Genomic DNA, 21,779 nt, shown 5'->3' on the forward strand with positions numbered 1-21,779 from the left:
CGGTCCCCCGGCGCCCCGGGCGGTCAGGGGACGAGCAGGACCTTGCCGATGTGCGTGCCGGAGTCGAAGTACTCGTGGGCCCGGGCGACCTCGTCGAGCGGGAAGGTGCGGTTGACGACCGGCACGATCCGCCCGGCCTCGACCTGCGGCCACACGTGCTCCCGCACGCCGGCCATGATCCCCGCCTTCTCCCCGGCGGGCCGGGAGCGCAGGGTGGTGCCGATGACGGCGGCGCGCTTGGCCATGAGCGTGCCGAGGTCCAGCTCGCCCCGGCGCCCGCTCTGCGCGCCGATGACGACGATCCGGCCGTTGAGGGCGAGCGCGTCGAGGTTGCGCCCGAGGTACGCGGCGCCCACGACGTCGAGGACGATGTCGGTGCCGTGGCCGTCCGTCAGCTCCTTCACCCGCTCGACGAAGTCCTCCTTGCGGTAGTCGATGGCCTGCGCGCCGAGCTCCCGGGCGGCCGCGGCCTTCTCCGGGCTGCCGACGGTGGTGAGCACGCGCAGCCCGAGCGCCCGGCACATCTGGATGGCGTTGGTGCCGATCCCCCCGGTGCCGCCGTGCACGAGGACGGTCTCCCCCTCCCGGGCCGCGGCGGTCATGAAGACGTTGGAGAACACGGTGGCGCACACCTCGGGCAGCCCGGCCGCGGCGACGACGTCCACCCCGGCGGGGACGGGCAGGACCTGGGCGGCCGGTGCGACGACCTCCTCGGCGTAGCCCCCGGAGTCCAGCAGGGCCACGACGTCGTCGCCCACCGCGAGCCCGGCGTCGCCGGGGACCTCGGGGCCGAGCTCCAGGACGGTGCCGGAGACCTCGAGGCCGAAGATCCTGGAGGCGCCCGGCGGCACCGGGTAGCGCCCCTCGCGCTGCATGGCGTCGGCCCGGTTGATCCCGGCGGCGCGCACGCGGATCCGCACGCCGTCGGGCCTGAGGTCGGGGGCGGGGACGTCGGTGACGGCGAGGACCTCGGGTCCGCCCGGGGTCGTCTCGAGCACTGCGCGCATGGTGGGCCTTCCGGTCGGGGGCGGTTCGCCTCCTATTGTGCTCCCGCCCCGCTTGTGCTCCCGCCCCGCCGGGAGGACGGCCTCACGCCGTGGCGGCGTAGGCGTCCAGGGCCCGCTGCCGGCTGGCCCGCAGGTCCACGATCGGCTCCGGGTAGCCCACGGATGGGCCCAGCAGGCCGGGCTCGTGCGGGTCCACGCCGTGCTCCCCGGCCAGCTCGGGGACCCAGCGGCGGACGTAGCGGGCCTCGGGGTCGAACCGGCGCCCCTGCGTGAGCGGGTTGAAGATCCGGAAGAAGGGGCTCGCGTCGGCGCCCGAGCCGGCGACCCACTGCCAGTTGGCGGGGCCGCTGGCGGGGTCGGCGTCCACGAGCCGGTCCCAGAACCACTGCTCCCCCGCCCGCCAGTCCACCAGCAGGTTCTTCACGAGCAGGGAGGCGGTGACCATGCGCACCCGGTTGTGCATCCACCCGGTGCTCGCCATCTGCCGCATCCCGGCGTCAACCAGGGGCAGCCCGGTGCGCCCGTCCTGCCACGCCCGGAGGTCGCCGGCCGCCTCCTGCGGGCCGCGCCACGGGAACGCGTCGAAGCGGGGGCGCAGGTGGCGCTCGTGCAGGTCGGGGTGCGCGTGCAGCAGGTGCCAGTCGAACTCCCGCCAGCCCAGCTCGGCGAGGAACTTCTCCAGCCCCGGGGTGCTCCCGTGCTGCGCCCGGTGGCGGACGGCGGCGTCCCACACCGCGAAGGGGCTGATCTCCCCCCACCGCAGGTGCGGGGAGAGCCTGCTGGTGCCGTCCCGGTCGGGGCGGTCGTGGCCCTCGGCGTAGCCCGCCACGCCGTCGAGGAAGTCGTCCAGCCGCTGCCACGCGGCGGCCTCGCCGGGCGTCCACGCCGCGGCCAGGCCCTCGGCGTGCTCCGGGTCCGGGAGCAGGTCCCAGTCGTGGAGGTCCTCCCCGCCGGCGGCCGCCGCGGGGACGGGGCCCGCGCCGTGCCCGGGGGTCGGGGCGGGCAGCGGCTGGCGGATCTCGAGGGTCCGGAGGGCCTTCCAGAACGGGGTGTAGACCTTGTACGGCCCGCCCGTTCCCGTGCGCAGCGTCCACGGCTCGTGCAGCAGGTTCGCGTGGAAGGAGTGCGCCGCCACCCCGCGCCGCGCGCAGTCCTGCTTCACGGCGGCGTCCACCGCGCGCTCGGGCCCGCCGTAGCGCCGGTTCCAGGTGACGCCGCCCGCCCCCGTGCGCTCCAGGACCTCACCCAGCACGGGCCTGGCGGGGCCCCGGCGCAGCACCAGGGGGATGCCGAGCTCGGCCAGGGAGGTCCCCAGCGCCGTCAGGGACCCGTGCAGCCACCACCTCGCCGCCGCGCCCAGCGGCCGCACGCCCTCCGACACCTCGTCCAGGACGTAGAGGGCGACCACCGCGCCCCGCCGGCAGGCGGCCTGGAGCGCGGGGTGGTCGGTGACGCGCAGGTCGTCCCGGAACCACACGATCGTCGTCGTCCCGCGGTCGGGGCTCTCCGGTGCGCTCACGCGCCCACCCTAGCCCGGGGCTTTGGCGGGCCTCCAGCGTCCGTGGAAGAATGGGCGACGCGCTCGGCCGGGCCCCGCAGGCCCGGCGCCGGCGCGAGGAAGGTTGTCCGAGCGGCCTAAGGAGCCGGTCTTGAAAACCGGTGTGCGGTGATCCCGTGCCAAGGGTTCAAATCCCTTACCTTCCGCCTCACGACGGCCCCCGGCGACCCCTGCCGGGGGCCGTCGCGCGGGGCGGCACGGGACCGGCGCACCGTCCGGTCACCCGGTGGAGAGAAATGTCGGTGTGCGGTGGCCCACTGATCACATCTGCGTGCTCAAATGGGGACATCGACTCGTCATCCCGCCCCCGGAGGACCCCGTCATGATCCCCACGAAGCACGGTCCTGCCCTGCGCGCGGCCCTCGCCGCCGGTGTCCTCGCCTCGTCCGTCCTGGTCCTCCCGGTGGCACACGCCGACGGGGCCGCCGTTCCCCGGGCCACCGTCCCCGTCGCCGGGACCGCCCCGGAGCCGGCCGCCGACCCGGAGCCCTCGCCCGCCGGGGACGCCCCGGACCAGGACGTGGACCTGCTCTACTTCAACGACTACCACGGCCGGCTGGCCTCCGACCCCGTGCTCTTCGCGGGCGCGGTCGAGCAGCTGCGGGCCGAGGACCCGGACGGCACGCTGCTGCTGTCGGGCGGCGACAACGTGGGCGCCTCCGAGTACGTCTCGGCGGTGCAGGACGACAACCCCACCCTGGACGTGCTCGACGCGCTCGCGCTGGACGCCTCGGCCGTCGGCAACCACGAGTTCGACCAGGGCGTCGCCGACCTCACCGGCCGGATCGAGGAGCGCGCCGGCTTCCCGTACCTCGCGGCCAACGTCTTCGGGGCCGACGGCGAGCTGGTCACCGAGGCCTCCGCGACGTTCGAGGTCGACGGCGTGAGCATCGGCGTGGTCGGGGCCGTCACCCAGCAGACCGCCACCCTCGTCTCCCCCGGCATGATCGAGGGCATCACCTTCGGCGACCCCGTCGAGGCGGTCAACGCCGAGGCGCAGCGGCTCGCGGCGGACGGCGCCGACGTCGTCGTGGCCCTCTACCACGAGGGCGCCGCCAGCGCCGCCGGGGCCCTGGGCGACCGGCTGGCCACCGACACCTCCGCGACCGTCGACGTGGTGCTCAACGCCCACACCCACCAGGTCTACGACGAGGCCGTCGACACGGACGGTGACGGCGACCTCGACCGCGCCGTGCTGCAGGCCGGCTCCTACGGGGGTCACCTCGGGCGGGTCTCGTTCAGCTACGACGAGGCCGCCGACGACGTCGACCTGACCGCCGAGGTGCTCGCCGTCGACGAGACCGTCACCGCGACCGAGGAGGAGCTGATCGCCCGGTACCCCCGCGTCGCGGAGGCCGCCTCGATCGTGGAGCAGGCCGAGGCGTTCGCCGTGGAGCGGGGGAAGACCCCGGTCGGCGAGATCACCGGGGACATCACCACCGCGTACGGGATGCGCGACGGGGTGGCGTCCCGCGACGACCGCAGCGCGGAGTCCAGCCTGGGCAACCTGGTCGCCGAGTCCATCCGCGACACCCTGGACGAGTCCGACGGGGTGCAGATCGGCGTGATCAACCCCGGCGGCCTGCGCGCCGACCTGCTCTACGCCGACGATCCCACCCAGGTCATCGACGGCGACCGGGACGGCGTGGTCACGGAGTCCGAGGCCAACCAGGTGCTGCCCTTTGCCAACAACCTCAACACCATCACGCTGACCGGCGAGCAGTTCGAGCAGGTGCTGGAGCAGCAGTGGCAGCCCGCCGGCGCCTCGCGGCCCTACCTGCAGCTGGGGCTGTCCGAGAACGTGGGCTACACCTTCGACGCGTCGCGGCCCGCCGGGGACCGGATCACCTCCATCACGATCGACGGGCAGCCCTACGACCCCGCCGGGTCCTACGTGGTCGGCTCCGTGTCCTTCCTCGTGGCGGGCGGCGACAACTTCACCGCGTTCACCGAGGGCACCGGCTTCACCGACACCGGCCGGATCGACCGCGACGCCTGGATGGAGTACCTCTCCGCGCACGCCCCGCTGGCGCCGGGGTTCGACCGCCGCTCCGTGTCGATCGCGGGCGCGGCCGCGGACGGCTGCACCGTGAGCTTCGCCGTCTCGGCGCTCGACATGACCTCCCTGGGCGCCCCGGACAACACCGTGCTGTCCGTGCGCGCCGGCTCCCCGCAGGGCCCCGAGCTCGGCACCGCCGCCGTGGTGGACGGCGCGGCGTCCGTCTCGGTCGACACCACCGGGCCGGCCGAGGACGACGCCGTGTGGCTCGTGGCCGCCCCCTCCGGCACGCAGGTCCGCGTCCCGGAGCCGGTGCTCGCGCTCGCGGACGGCTGCGCCGCGCCCCCCACGTCGACCCCGACCGAGCCGACCGGGCAGCCCGCCGGGCCGCAGGAGCCCGGCAAGGGCGCCGGCGAGCACCCCCGCCAGGGCGAGCCCGGCCGCGGCGTGTGGCAGCACGGCTCCGCTCGTGCCCACGAGGTCCTGCGGCGCCTCTTCGGCTGACCCCTCCCGGCCGCTGATCCTCCTCCCCGAGATCCGCCTCCTCCCCAAGACATGCGAAGGACACCTTCTGCCGTGAAGAAGATCTTCTCCCTTCCCCTGAGCGGGGGCGCCGCGGCCGCGCTGCTGGCCGCCCCGCTGACCGTGCCCGTCCACGCCGCCCCGGACGGGTCCGCCGCCCCGGCGCAGAGCCTGCCGATCCGGCAGATCCAGGGCACCGGGGAGGCCTCCCCCGTGGCCGGGCGGACCGTGACCACCCGCGGCGTCGTCACCGCGGTCTACGCCACGGGCGGGCTCAACGGCTGGTACCTCCAGACCCCCGGCACCGGCGGAGCCCTGGACCCCGCCGTCCACGACGGCTCCGACGGGGTGTTCGTGCACGCGCCGGGCGCCGTGTCCGGCGTGCGGCCCGGCCAGTACGTGGAGGTCACGGGCACCGTCTCCGAGCACTACGGCCAGACCCAGATCAGCGTGCGCCCCGAGGGCCTGCGGACCCTGGACGAGACCGTCGAGGCCGTCGGGCCCGCCGCCGTCGGGTGGCCCGCGGACGAGGCCGAGCGCGAGGACCTCGAGGGCATGCTCCTCGACCCCGCCGGCGACTTCGTTATCACCGACAACCACGACGCCCACCGCTACGGCGAGCTGGGCCTGGCCGCCGGCACGACCCCGCTGGTGCATCCCACCGCGGTGGGCGCGCCCGGCTCCGCGGAGGCCCTCGGCCAGGCCGCCGACAACGAGGCCCGCGGCGTCCTGCTCGACGACGGCGCCACCACCGACTACGGCAACTTCGCCAACGCCTTGGTCCCGCTGCCGCACCTCTCCCGCGAGACCCCGATGCGCGTCGGCGCGGCCGTGGACTTCGTCCGTCCGGTGGTGCTCGGCTGGTCCTTCGGCGAGTGGCGTCTCCAGCCGACCACCCACCTCACGGGGGCCGACGCCGAGGACGTCCCGGTCGTGGCCGAGAACACCCGCACCGCCTCCCCCGAGGACGTCGGCGGGGACGTCCAGATCGCCACGTTTAACGTGCTCAACTACTTCACCACCACGGGCGACGAGCTGGCCGGCTGCACCTATTACGGGGACCGTGCCGGCGACCCGGTCTCCGTGCGCGGGGGCTGCGACGCCCGCGGCGCGGCCGAGCAGGAGGACCTGGAGCGCCAGCAGGCGAAGATCGTCGCCGCGATCAACGCCCTCGGCGCCGAGGTGGTCTCCCTCGAGGAGATCGAGAACTCCGCCAGGTTCGGCCGGGACCGGGACCAGGCGCTGTCCGACCTGGTGGACGCCCTCAACGCCGCCGCAGGCGCCGAGGTGTGGGCCTACGCCCCCTCCCCGGCCGAGCGCCCGGCCCTCCAGGACGAGGACGTGATCCGGACCGCGTTCATCTACAAGCCGGCCGCGCTCGAGCTCGTGGGCGAGTCCGTGGTCCTGCAGGACGAGGAGAACTTCGACAACGCCCGCGAGCCGCTGGCCCAGACCTTCCGGCCCGTGCGGGGGACCCCGGCCGACGACTTCACGGTGATCGTCAACCACTTCAAGTCCAAGGGCTCCGCCCCCGCCTCCGGGCCCAACGCCGACGCCGGGGACGGTGCCGGCGGCTGGAACGCCGACCGCACCGCGCAGGCGCGGGCGCTCGTGGCCTTCGCGGAGGAGCTGAAGACCTCCCGGCGCACGGACAAGGTCCTCCTCGCCGGCGACTTCAACTCCTACGACCAGGAGGACCCGATCCGGGTGCTGCACGAGGCCGGCTACACCGGGCTCGCACCCGAGGACCAGTACCCCTACGCCTTCGGGGGCATGGTCGGCTCGCTCGACCACGTGCTGGCCTCCCCCGCGGCCCTCGAGACCGTGACCGGCTCCAACGTGTGGGAGATCAACGCGCACGAGTCCGTGGGCTTCGAGTACAGCCGGCACAACCACAACGCGGTCGAGCTCTACGCGGCCGACCCGTACCGGGCCTCCGACCACAACCCGGAGGTCGTGGGCCTGCAGCTGGGCCGGGAGTACCCCGTTCGGGGTGAGACCGGCCGGGGCGTGCGGGAGCACGGCAGCGAGCGCGCCCGCGAGGTGCTGGAGCGCCTCTTCGGCTGAGCCCTCCCGTCCAGGACCGGCGCGCGGCCCGCCGGGGAACCATGCACGAACGCGGTTCCCCGGCGGGCCGCAGGGCGTCCGGCGGGTGCGGTCAGCCGGCGGCGGGGCCGGGCGCGAGGACGGCGGCGGCGACCCGGTCGGCGTCCGCGAGCGTGCGGGCCCCCAGCTCCGCCGACGAGCCGGCCTCGGCGGCGATCGCCACGCCCCACTGCACGGCCGACAGCTGCAGGCCGAGCACAAAGACGCCGGGCTCGACGCCGCCGTCGACCCGCACGGCCCGGTACGGGGGCGCGCTGACGTCGAGGCCGGTGGAGGGCACGGTGGCGACCCCGTCGACCGTGGCCATGGCCCGGACCCGGACCAGCCCCTCCCGGTGCATCGAGGTCAGCAGCGGGGAGATGTTGCGGCGGACGTCGTTGGGCGGGGACATGGCCTCGACCAGGTGGTCGGCGTGCACAGGCGCGTCCTGGACCCAGGGCGAGGTCCCGACGAAGCAGCCGAGCTCCTCGTCCACGACGAACTGCGGGTCCGGGCCCAGGAACCGGACGATCCCCGCGCGGGCCAGCGCCGCGAGCTGCTGGATCCGCAGCACGGGCGGCCCGGACGCGAGACCCTCGACGAAGGGCTCGAAGCTACGGCGCAGCTCGTCGGTCCAGGAGGCGTCGTCGATGCCGAGGTCCGCGAGCACCGCCTTGAGCACGGTGCGGGAGGCGTTGAGGGAGGCGACGGCCATCCGCAGGGGGTCGTCCTCGCCGGCGAGGGCCCCGTGCACGTCCCGGTCGAGGTGGTGCACCACCGCGGCGGCGTACGCGTCGTGGGAGTCGAAGCTCACGCCCTCGAAGGGGCGGGCGAGACGGGCGGCGTTGATGTGCCGGCCGGGCACCACGGAGGCGGCGACGAGCCGTTCGGCGCGCGTGGCCCACGGGCCCTCGGGGTGGTCGTCCCCGGAGTCCAGGACCGCGTCGAGGCGCTCGAGGAAGTCCTGCGGGTCGGTCTCGAAGGCGTCGGGGGACGTGCGCGCCAGCACCGCGTAGTAGTTGTGCAGCGCGTCCTTGCGGATCAGCGGCCAGAGGTCGGCGTCGAAGGACAGCCGGTCCTGCGTGCGCGCCGCGAGCGCCCGCACCGCCGCCAGGGTGAAGAACCGGGTCTCGACGCCGGACGCGTAGTAGCCCTCGAACTGGCCCCTCGCCCGGTACGGGAGGCCGCGGCGGGAGCCGGCCACGATGATCGGCTCCCGCCCGGAGGGGTGGTAGCGGTACCGCTCCCCCTCCTGCGTGAAGATCCCGCCGCGGCCCTCGGTCACCTGGGCGAGGACGTCGCAAAAGTTCAGCCCGAGGCCGCGCACGAGGACCGTCTCCCCGGCGGGGAGCTCGTCCCAGTGCACGTCGGCGGGCACGGCCGGCGGCCAGTAGCTGAGCCCGAACTCGGCGGCTCCGTCCACGAGCTCCTTCTGGTCCGGGCGCAGGTCGGCGTCGAGGTGGCCCAGCGCGAGCACCACGGCGTCCGCGGGGAGGTTCTGTCCTCCGCTGAGCTCGACGTCGTAGCGGTGCCGGGACTGGGCCCGCACGTGCACGCCGACGGCCTCGGCGCGGTGCACGTCCAGCTGGACCGACGCGGGCAGCGCCTCCTGCAGGGTGCGGAACACCCAGTCGAGGTACACCCCGTACATGCGCCGGGAGGGATACGACTGCGGGGTCATGCGGGTCAGGTGCGCGGCGTCGTCGGGGTCCACCGTGATCTCACCGGCGACGGCCGCGAGCCGCCACCGCTCGAAGCTCATGCTCCGCAGCGGGGCGAGCGGGTCCACGCCCAGCACGCCGTCGTCGGCGAGGACCGTGGGGAACACGGACGGGGTGTTCATCAGGTACAGCGGGGACTGGTTGGTCCGCCACACGTGCCCCGGGCCGGGCGGGAACGGGTCGACCACGTCGATCCGCACCCGGGTGCCCGTCGCCGCCGACCGCGCGGCGAGCCGCTCCACCGCCGACAGCCCGCGCGGGCCCGCGCCCACCACCACGACCCGCCGCTCCGCCCCTGACCTGCCCGATGCACTCATGCCGACCAGGGTATCCACCCCCGCCGGGGCCCGCGGCCGCGCGGAGCCGCCTACGATGGCGGACATGACCGAGACCACGGGGACCGCCGACCGACCGACCGCCGAGCAGCCGCACGACGAGCACCTGTGGCTCGAGGACATCACCGGCTCCGCCCCGCTGGACTGGGTGGCGCAGCAGAACGCGCGCACGCTCGCGATGCTCGAGGGCCCGCAGCTGCGCCGCCTGGAGGCGGACGTGCTGGAGGTGATGGACTCGGCGGAGCGCATCCCCATGGTCGCCAAGCACGGGCCGCACTACTACAACTTCTGGCGCGACGCCGAGCACCCGCGCGGCGTCTTCCGCCGCACCACGTGGGAGTCCTGGATCAGCGAGGACCCGCAGTGGGAGCTGCTGCTCGACGTCGACGCGCTCGCCGCCGAGGAGGGGGTCGAGTGGGTCTGGGGCGGGGCCCGCCTGCTGCGTCCCCAGTACACCGGCGGGGTGCACCGGCGGATGCTGGTCAGCCTCTCCCCCGACGGCGGCGACGCGAAGCGGGTCCGGGAGTTCGACCTCGCCGAGAAGCGCTTCGTGCCGGGCGGCTTCGACGTTCCCACCGCCAAGTCCTCCGTCACGTGGGCGGACGCCGACACGCTGCACGTGGGCACCGACTTCGGGCCGGGCTCGATGACGACCTCGTCCTACCCCCGCACCGTGCGCGTGCTGCGCCGGGGACAGGAGCTCGCCGAGGCGGAGCAGGTGTTCGAGGTGGCCGAGGACCACATCCAGGCCGTGCTGGTGCGCGACCACACCCCGGGCTTCGTGCGGGACGTGGCCGTGGACGTCGTCGACTTCTTCTCCTCCCGCACCCACCTGGTGCGGGGCGGCCGGCTCGTGCACATCGACGTCCCCGACTCCGTGACCGTGGACCTGCACCGGCAGTGGGTGCTGCTGCGCCCCCAGGAGGAGCTGGAGCTGGCCGGCGCGGTCCACCCCGCCGGGTCCCTGCTGGCCGCCGACCTCGAGGCCTTCCTGGCCGGGAACCGGTCCGTGACGGCCGTCTTCGTCCCGGACGGGCGCACGTCCCTGCAGTCCTGGTCGTGGACGGCGGAGCGGCTGGTGCTCAACCTGCTGCGCGACGTCTCCTCGGTGGTCCGGGTCGCCGAGCCGGGCCCGTGGACGACCTCCGAGCTGCCGGGGGCGCCCGCGCTGCACAGCGTGGACGCCTACGCCGTCGACGACGAGGACCCGGAGGCCGGCAACGACCACTGGCTCGTGGCCACCGGCTTCCTCACCCCGACCACCGTCTCCCGCGGGACCCTGCCCGCCGGGGGCCGGCCCGGGGCAGCACCCGCGGTGGCCCGGACGGCGCCCGCGTTCTTCGACGCCTCGGGGCTGCACGTCGAGCAGCACTTCGCGGTCTCCGAGGACGGGACCCGGGTCCCGTACTTCCAGGTGGGCCCCGCCGGGCTCGTGCTGGACGGCGCCAACCCCACGCTGCTCTCCGGCTACGGCGGCTTCGAGGTCTCGCGGACCCCCGCCTACTCCGGGGCCCTCGGGCGGTCCTGGCTGACCCGCACCGACGAGGCCGGCCGGTCCGGGGTCTACGTGCTGGCCAACATCCGCGGCGGCGGCGAGTACGGGCCCGACTGGCACCGGGCCGCGCTGCGGGAGAACCGGCACCGCGCCTACGAGGACTTCGCGGCGGTCGCCGCGGACCTCCAGGCCCGCGGCGTGTGCTCCCGGGAGACGCTGGCCTGCTCGGGCGGGTCCAACGGCGGGCTGCTCGTGGGCAACATGCTCACCCGGTGGCCGCACCTGTTCGGGGCGGTCTCCTGCGGGGTGCCCCTGCTGGACATGCGCCGCTACACGCGGCTCTCCGCGGGCTACTCCTGGATCGCGGAGTACGGCGACCCGGACGACCCCGAGCAGTGGGAGTTCATCCGCACGTTTTCCCCGTACCACCTGCTGCGCGAGGGCGAGGACTACCCGCCCGTGCTGTTCTGGACCGCCACGAGCGACGACCGGGTGGGACCCGTGCAGGCGCGCAAGACCGCGGCCCGCATGCTCGATCTCGGCCACGAGGACGTGTGGTTCTACGAGGCGCTCGAGGGCGGGCACGCGGGCGCCGGGGACAACAAGCAGGCGGCCCGGCTGCACGCGCTCTCCCACGAGTTCCTCTGGCGGATGCTGCACCGGGGCTGAGCGGGCCCGGTGCGGCGGGTCAGGGGCGCCGGCCGGTGACCGCCCAGCCCACGGCGGCGGCCGTGGCGAAAAACGCCAGCCCCAAGGTCAGGGCGAGGCGCCCGACGTCCACCGCGGGTTGCCAGCTCACCGTGGTCCCTGCGACCACGTAGACGCCGGCGGGCTCGGCGTGGACGCCGAAGCCCAGGCCCGACCCGCCGCCGGAGTTGCGGGGCTGGCTGCCGGAGGCGCTCTGCTCGCCCGCGCCGCCGCCGCCGCCTCCACCGCCGCGGACGCGGGCCACGGGGATCACCGTGGCGCCGCCCAGCTCGTAGGCCTCCCCGAAGACGCGGCGCACCGTCACGGCATCGAGGGCCCGCTCGAGCACCGACCGGTCGGGCACCCCGGCCCGCCAGTCGGAGGTCGCCGCGGGGGTGCCCTCGGGAGTGGTGCGGGAGGTGTCGGGACGGGCGTCGTCGGTCATGGGATCCCCCTCGGTGCGGACGGAGCGCGGTTCCGCCAGTCTAGGAAGCGCACGGGGCCGGGTCACGGATCGGGGGAGCATTACGCCCGGGCAGCACGGAGGTCGGGGCGCGGACCGGAAAGCACGACGCCCCGGGCCGGGGCCCGGGGCGTCGTGGAAGCGCGGAGACGGGGGGATTTGAACCCCCGGTCGAGTTTAACCCCGACCCTTCATTAGCAGTGAAGTCCATTCGGCCGCTCTGGCACGTCTCCATCCGTTGTCCGCCGCGCGGACAACACAGGCCAGCTTAAGCGAGGACCGGGTGCGGGGTCAAAGCCGCGGTCTCAGCGGTGGGCGAGCTGCTCGTAGAGCTCGCCGAACCGGGCGCCCACGGCGCCGCGGGAGAAGCGTTCCCGGACGGTGCCGGCAACCCGGGCCGGGTCCACGTCCCGGAACCGCTCCCACGCCCGCAGGACGGCGTCGGCGAGCTCCTGCGGGTCCCAGCTGTCGGTGAGCACCGAGTTCTCGTCGGTGCAGTAGTCGTCGAAACCGCCGCTGAGCGGCACGGCCGCCGGCCGGCCCGCGGCGAGGGACTCGGCGACGGCCGTGAAGAAGTTCTCCTGCGCGCTGGGCAGGAAGAACACGTGCGCACGGGACATCTCCTGGAACACCCGGGCCGGCGCGACGGGCCCGGTGAACTCCACGCGCTCGGCGATGCCCAGCTCCCGGGCCCGCCGCCGAGCCTGCTCCAGGAGCGGCCCGGCGCCCACCATCGTGTAGTGCACGTCCGTGCCGCGCTCGACGAGCTCGGCCACGGTCTCCAGGGCGAGCAGCGGCCGCTTGCGCTCGATGAAGGCCCCGACGCCCACGAGCCGCAGCGGCGGCGCGGCCGGGAACGGGACCACGGGGAAGGGGTTGTCCACCACGCAGGGCACCACGTGCGTGGCCCCGGGCCGGGCGAAGCGGGCCATCTCGTCCGCCAGCTCGCGCGTCACGCCGGTCACGGCGTGGGGCAGGCGCAGGGCGTGGCGGGACCAGGCGAGCCGCTCCCACAGGGGTCCCACGCTCGCGGGGTTGACCACGCCGTTCCAGTGCTCAGTGTGCACCCAGGGGCGCCGGAGCAGGACCCAGGACGGGCCGGCGAGCAGGACCGCGGAGAACGCCATGGTGTGCAGGACGTCCGCGCCGCGCAGCCCGCGGGCGATGGTGCGGGCGACGCGGGCGTAGCTGCGCGGATCCGCCACGTCGAGCCACACCCGGGTGACGGGCACGCCCTCGTAGACCTCCTGGACGCTCTCCTGCCGGGTCCGCCCGATGACGACGTGCACGGCCGCGACCTCGTGTCCCGCCTCCTGCAGGGACCAGCAGTGTTCCAGGACGAACGGGGTGCGGCTGGGCACGTCCCGGTCCGGGAACCAGGCGGTGACCACGAGAGAGCGCATAGGGGAACGACCTTCCGACGGAGTGGGGCCCGGGCGGGCTGCGCCCAACTCTAACGGGCGCGGCTAGACTCGTCCCCGATGAACTCCCGTGCCCCCCGGGCGGCCGCATGACGTCCCGCCTCCGCGCCATCCTCCTCCCCCCGCCGAACCACGAGAACACCGACAACCCGCTGGGCTCGGCGTTCGCGCTGACCGTCGTGGCGGTCTTCGTGCAGGGACTGACGCGCTTCGGCTACAGCATCCTGGTGGGCCGGGTGCTGGGCAAGGAGGCGCTGGCGGACGTCACCACCGTCATCTCCGTGGCCACCCTCCTGGTGTTGCTGTGGCCCCAGGGCAGCGGCACGGCCGCGTCCAAGTTCATCGCGATGGCACGCTCCCGCCAGGACCGGGTGGAGCAGGCGGCCGTCAGTGCGTTCACGGCCCGGAGCGCGGCCACCGCGATGGCCGGGCTCTCGGTGGTGGCCACCGTCTTCACCGCATTCGCCCTGCACCTGCCCTGGCACTATGCCCTCTCCACCGGCCTGTTCATGATTGCCCTTGCCTCCTACACCTTCGTGCGGGGTGTGCGGACCGGCAACAACCAGTTTGTGACCACCACCGCGTGGGACGCCATCAGCTCCTTCATCAGCCTCACCGCCCTGACGTTGGTCCTGCTGGGCGGGTGGACGCCCTGGCTGATGGCCCCGCTGATCGTGGGATACCTCCTCTACGCCTTCTCGGCCTGGCCCCGTCGCGCCGGCACGTCACTGGACCCCGGCCTGCGAAGGGACATCCTCGTCTTCACCGCGTGGACCTCGGCGCACCTGCTGACCTCGACCGGTCTGCTGCAGCTGTCCGTGGTCATCGGCCGCACGATCGACTCCAAGGAAGCCCTCGGTCTCTACTCTGCTGCGGTGAGCCTGGCCACGCCTGCGAGCATGCTCTCGGGGTCCATGCTGACCGCCCTGTCCCCGAGCGTGTCCCGGATGTACGGAGCCGGGGACGTCGACGGTCTGCGCGCCCAGGTGGACCGGATCATGCGCATCATGGTCCTGGTGTTCCTGCCCGTCTTTGCCGTCGGCATGCTCTGGGCCGACGTGCTGCTGGCTGTCGTCTACGGCGCGTCCTTCGCCGCAGCGGAACCGCTGCTCGTCCTGCTGTTCGCCGCAGTGTCCCTCACGAGCTTCAACGCCGCCAACGCCCGGCTCAGCGGAACGGTGTCATGGGGAGTGCGCGTCCTGGCCGCCGCCAACGCTCTGGGCCTCGTCGTGGGGGTGGCCACCATCTGGGCGCTGGCTCCGACGCTCGGCGTTCTGGCCGCCGCCGTCGGCTATCTTGTCGGCACGGCCCTCGCCGCCGTGATCCCGCTGGCCGTGGTCTGGCGCTACGACCGCATGCCCTGGGCGGGAACCGCCGTGCGACTCGCCGTCGGCTACACGTTGGTTACGCTGGCACTGCTGGCAGCTCAGGGCCATGACGGGTGGTGGTTACGGGTCGCGCTCACGGCGGGGTTCCTGGCGGTGTGGGCCCTGATGGGGCGCCGGGATCTGGTGCTACTGCTGCGCCGAGGCCGCTAGCTGTACCCGGGCAGGAGGTTGGTAGCGGCAGGGTGTTGACGTGAGGAGAGCCTCCGGGTGGGGTGTGGCTTGTCGAAGGCCCACATCCACCACGGAGGCTCCCATGTCCCACGGTAATGCCCGCACCACCGTCCACGGCAGGCTCCTGATCGTGCAGCGCCACCAGGCCGGGATGCCCAAGGCCCACATCGCCGCGGCCATGGGTGTGTCCCGCAAGTGCGTGGCGACCTGGATCGCCCGCTACGAGCACGAGGGCGAGGCCGGCCTCCACGACCGGTCCTGTCGCCCGCACACCACCCCGACCCGCACCCGACCCGAGGTCGAGCAGCAGGTGCTGGCGCTGCGCCGCACCACCCGGCGGGGTCAGGACTGGCTCGGCCCCGAACTCGGGATGGCCCCCAGGACCGTGGGACGGGTCCTGCGCCGCCACCGGGTCCCGTACCTGCGGGAGCTGGACCGGCTCACCGGGGCGGTCATCCGGGCCTCGAAGGCCACCGCGGTGCGCTACGAACGCGACCGGCCCGGGGAGCTGGTGCACATGGACGCCGAAGTTGCTCGGCCGGATCCCTGACGGTGGCGGGTGGCGGGCTCACGGGCGAGCCGGCAGCCGCCTCGGGCGGGACCGCAGCACCCGGGTGGGGTTCGACTACGTCCACTCACTGGTCGATGACTACTCCCGTCTGGCCTACTCCGAGGTCCTGGCCGATGAGAAGGGCACCACCTGTGCAGGGTTCCTGGCCCGGGCCGCGGCCTACTTCGCCGCCCATGGCATCCCCCGGATCGAGCGGGTGATGACCGACAACGCCTGGGCCTACCGCCATTCCACGGCCGTGCGCGAGGTCATCACTACCCTGGGCGCGAGGCAGGTGTTCATCCGCCCGCACTGTCCCTGGCAGAACGGGAAGGTGGAGCGGTTCAACCGCACCCTGGCCACCGAGTGGGCCTACCGGCAGGTCTTCACCAGCAACGACGAACGCGCCGCGGCCCTTGCCCCGTGGCTCGAGCACTACAACACTGGCAGGCGTCACAGCGCACTCGGAGGCCACCCACCGATCACCCGCCTGCGACCAACCCAGTGACCGGGTACAGCTAGCGGGTGTGCAGTGGCCGCCCGGTCGGCCACTGCACACCCGCTAGGACATCAGCGCCGAGGCCGCCATGAACCGAAGGGACCCGTCCCGGTGGAGCAGCTTCGTGAACCGGCGCGGCACCAGCGTCGCCGGGGCGCCGAATCGACGCCGCGCCTCGGCCGCCCCGGCAACCTTCGCGACGTCCGTCTCCCCTCGGCCCAGCAGGTCCATCAGGTCCCGGTCGGCCCGGCACATGGCTTCCTCAGCCCCCGGCGCCTGCTCGAGGAGACCCAGGAGTGCGGCCTGGGCTGCCTGGGCGTCCTCGGCGGACCACCGACCGCTGCGGACGCGGTCCGTCACCTGACCGAAGAGGTGGATCCGCAGCACCTTCACGGCGTAACTACGCCGCAGCGCCGGTGACTGGGACCGCAACCAGGGTGAATCGCCGAACATCAGGAAGGGCCTCAGCTCGTCGGCCAGCGGGTTGAACGTCGTGGTCACCCGGTGTTCCACGTCCTCGTGGACCATGTAGCCGGGGCGCCCCCGGGCGTAGTCGACGCGCCCTGCCTCCGCGTAGAACTGCAGGGAGAAGGACTGGTCCTCCCCCGCCACCATGCCTTCGGGGAACCTGAGGCCCAGCCGCTCGATCGCGTCGGTGCGGACCAGCCCGAAGATGCTCGTCCGGTAGGCGAGGCGGTCGGCCAGGACGTCGAGGTTCTTCGAGCGCCACGGCCGCGTAGCCGGCGTCCGGACGTGCCCTCCCCCGCTGCGGGACAGTCGAGGAACCACGACGGCGGAGCCGTGCTCCCGGGCGATGCCGGCCCAGCGGGCGAGTGCCCCGGGGTCGAACGTGTCGTCGCTGTCCAGGAACGCCACATACTCGGCCTCGACGTGTCCCAGGGCGAAGTTGCGGGGCTCGCCGGGGGTCCTGCCGTTGTCGCGCCGCTCGAGGTAGGTGACCATGTCCCGGAACTCCGGCCGGAGCATGGGGGGCACCAGCTCCGGGTCGAGGTTGTGGCATACCACGAGGATCCGGACCCCGCCGTTAGGAGTCACCGGCAAGCCACCGTCGACCACGGAGGCGACGGCGCGGTCGAGGGGCCGGTCCGTCCGGTGCACGGGAAGGATGACGTCGATGAGGGGGCGGGGGGCGTCGGTCATGCCGCCAAGTCTACAAGTCCGTGCAGCTCAGCCCTGGGCGGCGAGCACGAACGGCAGCACCGGGCCGGAGCCCGCCCGGCGCAGCGTGCGGGCGGCCACGGCGAGCGTCCAGCGGCTGTCCACGAGGTCGTCGACGAGCAGCACGGGGGCGCCGCCGAGCCGTTCGAGCTGCTCCGCCAGCTGCGGCGGGACGCGGAAGCGGTCCCACACGGCGGCGAGCCGGTAGGCGCTGTTGCCGCCGTGGCCCCCCGCGGGGAACTCCTCGGGGACCTCCAGCTCCCCCAGGTAGGGCAGCCGGCCCACCGCGGCCATGCCCTCCGCCAGCGAGCGCACGAGCTGCGGCCGGGAGCGGGACGGCACGGAGACCACTGCCGCGGGCCGCTGCGCCCAGGTCCACTCGGCGAGCACCTGCACGCACGCGCGCCCGAGGGCGGGGTCCACAGGCTGGTCGAGCGGCGCGCCGTCCTCGTCGGTGCGGAACAGCTCGCGCAGCCGGTTGCCCCAGCCCAGGTCGGTGAGGCGGGCCAGGGCCCGGCCCTCCGAGCAGCGCTCCTCCTCCGGGATGCGGCCCTTCACGTCCACCCCGAGCCGCGGCATCCCGGTGGGCCACTGCGCCCGGGGCTCCACGACGACGCCCACGCGGGTCAGGGCCGCTCCGGCGGAGTCGGTGGCGGCTTCGTCGACCGCGGTGGGGTACCACGCCCCGGCGCAGATGTCGCACCGGCCGCACGGCTCGGCCGTGGGGTCGTCCAGCTGCCGGGCGAGGAACTGCATCCGGCACTGCGCGGTGGTCTCGTACTCGAGCATCGCGTTCTGCTCCGCGACCCGGGCGGCGCCGATCCGCCCGTAGCGCTCGGCGTCGTAGCGCCACGGCGTGCCCGTGGCCTGCCACCCGCCCTGGACGCGCTCCACGGCGCCCTCCACGGCGAGGACCTTGAGCAGCAGCTCGAGCGGGGTGCGCCGCACGTCCACGCGGGACTCCAGCACGGCGACCGACAGCGGCCCGCCCGCCGCGCCCAGCTCCGCGAGGACGGCGGAGGCCTTCTGCTCGGTGGGCATGGAGGCGGTGGCGAAGTACTCCCAGATCTGCCGGTCCTCGGTGCCGGGCAGCAGCAGGACGTCGGCGTTGTCGGTGGCGCGCCCGGCACGGCCGACCTGCTGGTAGTAGGCGACGGGCGAGGAGGGCGAGCCGAGATGGACCACGAAGCCGAGGTCGGGCTTGTCGAAGCCCATGCCCAGCGCGGAGGTGGCCACGAGGGCCTTGACCCGGTTCTCCTTGAGCGCGGCCTCCAGCTCCTCGCGCTCGGCCTGGTCGGTGCGGCCGGTGTAGGCGCGCACCGGGATCCCCGCGTCGGAGAGCGCCTGCGCGGTGTCCTCGGCGGCGCCGATCGTGAGGGTGTAGACGATCCCGCTGCCCGGCAGCGCGCCCAGGTGCTCCAGGAGCCAGGCGAGACGGGCGGTGGCCGAAGGAAGGCGCAGCACCCCGAGCCGCAGCGAGGCCCGGGACAGGGGCCCGCGCAGGGTGAACACCGCGTCCGTGCCGGCGCCGCCGGGGCGGACGCCCAGCTGCTCCTCGATGTCGGCGACCACCCGTTCGTTGGCGGTGGCCGTGGTGGCCAGGACGGGGACCTGCTCGGGCAGCCGGGCGATGAGGTCCCGGATGCGCCGGTAGTCGGGGCGGAAGTCGTGGCCCCAGTCGGAGATGCAGTGCGCCTCGTCGACCACGAGCAGCCCGAGCCGGGCGACGAGCTGGGGCAACTGCTGCTCGCGGAACACGGGGTTGTTGAGCCGCTCCGGGGAGACCAGCAGGACGTCGAGCTCGTCGGCCTCCAGCTGGGCGGCGATCCCGCCCCACTCGGTGGCGTTGGCGGAGTTGATGGCCGCGGCCCGTACCCCGGCGCGCGCGGCGGCGGAGACCTGGTCCCGCATCAGGGCCAGCAGCGGGGAGACGATGAGGGTGGGCCCCCGGCCCCGTGCGCGCAGCAGCAGGGCGGAGAGGAAGTAGACCGCCGACTTGCCCCACCCGGTCCGCTGGACCACCAGGGCCCGCCGGCCGCTCCCCACCAGCGCCTCGATCGCCTCGAACTGGCCGGGGTGGAAGGCGGCGTCCGCCCGCCCGGTGAGGGCGCGGAGCAGGGACAGCGCGTCCTCGTGCAGCCGGGGGTCCTGCGGCGCGGCGGCAGGCGCGGTGTCCTGGAAGGGGGAGGTCGTCATGGGCCCAGTCTTCCAGGGCCCACCGACGCCGGGAGACGGAGGGCCGGCCGTGCGGTGCGGACGGGCCGGGACAGAGCGATGCGCCCGCTGCCCATCCGTCGAACGGATGGCCCCCGCAGCGGGCGCATCGACCGGCCTGACGGCCGGTGGCGAGCAGAGACTCGCCTTGTCGGGAGTACCGCCCCCCAGCGGTGCTCCCGGCCGGTTCACCCCCCGATGAACCGAGCCGCACCGGCATCCCCCGATGCCTGGTGCGAGCGGCTCACCGTGCGGTGAACCGCGGTCGATCCGCCCCCCGACGGATCGGTCGGCCCGTCCCTTCCGGGTGGGCCATTGCCACCATGCTTGCAGGGTTTCCGGGGCCTGTCACGGGTCCCCGCTTCGCGATCACAACGGTGGACAAAAGTTCAGAAGCATGCATTTGCAGACGTCAGCCCGGGGTTCCACAACGGTCCCGACTGGCCAAAAGTCTATTTGCAGGTGTGAACGTGGCACGAAATGGGGACAGTGCCTGACCGGCCCGTCCCCCGATGCGCGTACGGTGCCCCGGTACGCGTTACGCAAGGTTGCGCACCGCCGGACGGCGCGGCGGGCCCGCGGAGCGGGGTCAGTCGCGCAGACCGGGGAAGTCGGCCTCCGTGTACTCCACGCCCAGCCCGCCGGCCGCGCGGACGGCGGCGTCCACCGGCCGGGAGCGGTCCCGGGTCTGCTCCTGCTCGCGCAGCACCACGCGGCGGATCTTGCCGGAGATGGTCTTGGGCAGGTCGGTGAACTCGACCTTGCGCACGCGCTTGTAGGGCGCGAGGTGCTCCCGCGCGAAGCGCAGGATCTCGCCGGCGAGCTCCTGGGTCGGCTCGGCACCGCCGGCGAGGACCAGGTACGCCTTGGGCACGGCGTGCCGGACGGGGTCCGGGGCGGGGACCACCGCGGCCTCCGCGACGGCGGGGTGCTCGATGAGCACGGACTCCAGCTCGAACGGGGAGATCCGGTAGTCGGAGGCCTTGAACACGTCGTCCGTGCGCCCCACGTACGTGTAGACGCCGTGCTCGTCGCGGGAGGCGATGTCCCGGGTGTGGTACCAGCCGCCCTTGACCACCTCCGCGGTGCGCTCCGGCTCGTCGATGTAGCCGGCCATGATCCCCGGCGGGCCGTCCTCGACCTTGAGGCAGATCTCGCCCTCCTGGGCGGGCTCGCCGGTCTGCGGGTCGAGGAGCTCGACGACGAAGCCCGGCAGCGGCCGGCCCATGGCGCCCGGCACGACCGGCTGCCCGGGGGTGTTGGCGATCTGCAGGGTGGTCTCGGTCTGCCCGTAGCCGTCACGGATGGTCACGCCCCACGCGTCCTGCACCCGGCGGATCACCTCCGGGTTGAGCGGCTCCCCGGCGGAGACCGCGGAGGTGGGGGGATGCTGCACGCGGTGCAGGTCCGCCTGGATGAGCATCCGCCACACGGTGGGCGGGGCGCAGAAGCTGGTGACGCCGGCCCGGTCCATCTGCTCCATCAGCCCGCTGGCGTCGAAGCGGTCCTGGTTGTGGATGAAGACGGTGGCCTCGGCGATCCAGGGAGCGAAGAAGTTCGACCACGAGTGCTTGCCCCAGCCGGGGGACGCGATGTTGAGGTGGACGTCGCCGGGGCGCAGGCCGATCCAGTACATCGTGGACAGGTGCCCGAACGAGTACGAGTAGTGGGTGTGCTCCACGAGCTTCGCCTGGGATGTGGTCCCGGAGGTGAAGTAGAGCAGCAGCGGGTCGTGGGAGCTCGTGGGCGCGTCCGGGACGAACTGCGCGGGCGAGGCGGCCGCGTCGGCGTAGGCGTGCACGGGACGGTCCAGCCGCTCCCCCACCGCGGCGGCCTCCTCCTCGGCGCCGACGACGACGAGCCCGTAGTCCCCGTCCACGGAGGCGAACTTGGGCGCGTTCTGCGCGTCGGTGACGACCCAGGAGACCTTGCCGCGCTGCACCCGGTCCGCCAGGTCCGCGGGGGGCATCATCACGGCGGTGGGGATCACGGGCGCGCCGAGCTTCATGCCGGCGAGCTGCGTCTCCCACAGCTCCAGCTGGTTGCCTAGCATCAGCAGGATGCGGTTTCCACGCCGGACGCCCATGCCCCGCAGCCAGTTGGCCGTGCGCGCGGACGACGCGGAGAGCTCTCGGAAGGTGCGCCGGAGCTCGGTGCCGTCCTGGTCCACGATCCACAGTGCGTCCCGGGCGCCGCGCTCGGGGTCCGCGGCGATGTGGTCGAACCAGTCCAGGGCGTAGTTGAACTGCTCCATCCGGGGCCAGCGGAACTCCTCCCGCGCCCGGTCGTAGTCCTCGCGCAGCTCCAGGAGCCGGTCGCGGACCGCCTCGTACTGCCGGGAGACGTCCTGCTCGGGGACGTCCGCCTCGGACCCGCCCTGCTGCGGGACGCCGGCGGCGGACGCCGCGCTCGTGGGGACCGGCTCGACCATCGGGGACCTCTTTCTCCGCGTTCTGCGCTTGCTCCGCTTCCGGGCGGACCCGTC

Annotated in this window: 12 protein-coding genes, 2 tRNA genes and 1 pseudogene; 6 read left to right on the plus strand and 9 right to left on the minus strand. The window is 74.0% G+C overall.

Going from position 1 to position 21,779, the window contains the following annotated elements:
• Positions 1 to 23 precede the first annotated feature (23 nt).
• Positions 24 to 1,007, minus strand: a complete 984-nt coding sequence (locus M3185_RS08240) for an NAD(P)H-quinone oxidoreductase (protein ID WP_251333185.1) — start codon at positions 1,005 to 1,007, stop codon at positions 24 to 26.
• 82 nt (positions 1,008 to 1,089) lie between these two features.
• Positions 1,090 to 2,526 (minus strand): cryptochrome/photolyase family protein, encoded by a 1,437-nt coding sequence (locus M3185_RS08245; RefSeq protein WP_251333186.1) that lies wholly within the window; start codon positions 2,524 to 2,526, stop codon positions 1,090 to 1,092.
• Between the two features lie 97 nt (positions 2,527 to 2,623).
• On the opposite strand from M3185_RS08245, the gene M3185_RS08250 reads away from it, so the two are divergent.
• The 3 genes from M3185_RS08250 to M3185_RS08260 all read left to right on the plus strand — a co-directional run bounded on the left by M3185_RS08250 (position 2,624) and on the right by M3185_RS08260 (position 7,153).
• Positions 2,624 to 2,711 (plus strand) — tRNA-Ser (locus tag M3185_RS08250).
• A 176-nt stretch (positions 2,712 to 2,887) separates the two neighbouring features.
• Positions 2,888 to 5,068 (plus strand): bifunctional metallophosphatase/5'-nucleotidase, encoded by a 2,181-nt coding sequence (locus M3185_RS08255; protein ID WP_251333187.1) that lies wholly within the window; start codon positions 2,888 to 2,890, stop codon positions 5,066 to 5,068.
• A gap of 72 nt (positions 5,069 to 5,140) precedes the next feature.
• Positions 5,141 to 7,153 carry an ExeM/NucH family extracellular endonuclease gene (locus tag M3185_RS08260; RefSeq protein WP_251333188.1) on the plus strand — a complete coding sequence of 671 codons (2,013 nt, stop codon included), beginning with the start codon at positions 5,141 to 5,143 and terminating at the stop codon, positions 7,151 to 7,153.
• A 91-nt stretch (positions 7,154 to 7,244) separates the two neighbouring features.
• On the opposite strand, the gene M3185_RS08265 is transcribed toward M3185_RS08260, so the two are convergent.
• Entirely contained in the window at positions 7,245 to 9,209 is a 1,965-nt protein-coding gene (locus tag M3185_RS08265) for an FAD/NAD(P)-binding protein (RefSeq protein WP_251333189.1), read from the minus strand.
• 64 nt (positions 9,210 to 9,273) lie between these two features.
• On the opposite strand from M3185_RS08265, the gene M3185_RS08270 reads away from it, so the two are divergent.
• Positions 9,274 to 11,391, plus strand: coding sequence for a prolyl oligopeptidase family serine peptidase (locus M3185_RS08270; protein WP_251333190.1), 2,118 nt, complete (start codon positions 9,274 to 9,276; stop codon positions 11,389 to 11,391).
• A 19-nt stretch (positions 11,392 to 11,410) separates the two neighbouring features.
• Here M3185_RS08270 and M3185_RS08275 read toward each other — a convergent pair whose 3' ends face one another.
• From M3185_RS08275 to M3185_RS08285, 3 genes are all read right to left on the minus strand, one after another.
• Positions 11,411 to 11,854 carry a spore germination protein GerW family protein gene (locus M3185_RS08275; RefSeq protein WP_251333191.1) on the minus strand — a complete coding sequence of 148 codons (444 nt, stop codon included), beginning with the start codon at positions 11,852 to 11,854 and terminating at the stop codon, positions 11,411 to 11,413.
• Positions 11,855 to 12,016: 162 nt separating this feature from the next.
• A tRNA-Ser gene (locus M3185_RS08280) sits at positions 12,017 to 12,105 on the minus strand.
• Between the two features lie 72 nt (positions 12,106 to 12,177).
• Complete coding sequence (locus tag M3185_RS08285; protein WP_251333192.1) at positions 12,178 to 13,275, minus strand: glycosyltransferase; 1,098 nt, start codon at positions 13,273 to 13,275, stop codon at positions 12,178 to 12,180.
• Between the two features lie 107 nt (positions 13,276 to 13,382).
• Between M3185_RS08285 and M3185_RS08290 the strand changes: the two genes are divergently transcribed.
• Positions 13,383 to 14,831, plus strand: coding sequence for a lipopolysaccharide biosynthesis protein (locus M3185_RS08290; RefSeq protein WP_251333193.1), 1,449 nt, complete (start codon positions 13,383 to 13,385; stop codon positions 14,829 to 14,831).
• Between the two features lie 103 nt (positions 14,832 to 14,934).
• Positions 14,935 to 15,910: pseudogene (locus M3185_RS08295) on the plus strand (IS481 family transposase).
• A gap of 54 nt (positions 15,911 to 15,964) precedes the next feature.
• Here M3185_RS08295 and M3185_RS08300 read toward each other — a convergent pair.
• From M3185_RS08300 to M3185_RS08310, 3 genes are all read right to left on the minus strand, one after another.
• Positions 15,965 to 17,062, minus strand: coding sequence for a glycosyltransferase family 2 protein (locus tag M3185_RS08300; protein ID WP_251333194.1), 1,098 nt, complete (start codon positions 17,060 to 17,062; stop codon positions 15,965 to 15,967).
• Positions 17,063 to 17,089: 27 nt separating this feature from the next.
• Positions 17,090 to 19,276, minus strand: coding sequence for a RecQ family ATP-dependent DNA helicase (locus M3185_RS08305; RefSeq protein ID WP_251333195.1), 2,187 nt, complete (start codon positions 19,274 to 19,276; stop codon positions 17,090 to 17,092).
• Between the two features lie 607 nt (positions 19,277 to 19,883).
• On the minus strand, positions 19,884 to 21,725 hold the full coding sequence (locus M3185_RS08310) for an AMP-binding protein (RefSeq protein ID WP_251333196.1): 1,842 nt from the start codon (positions 21,723 to 21,725) through the stop codon (positions 19,884 to 19,886).
• Positions 21,726 to 21,779 lie beyond the last annotated feature (54 nt).

Origin of the sequence: Kocuria rosea (assembly GCF_023715525.1) — a bacterium.
GTDB classification, from domain to species: domain Bacteria; phylum Actinomycetota; class Actinomycetes; order Actinomycetales; family Micrococcaceae; genus Kocuria; species Kocuria rosea_A.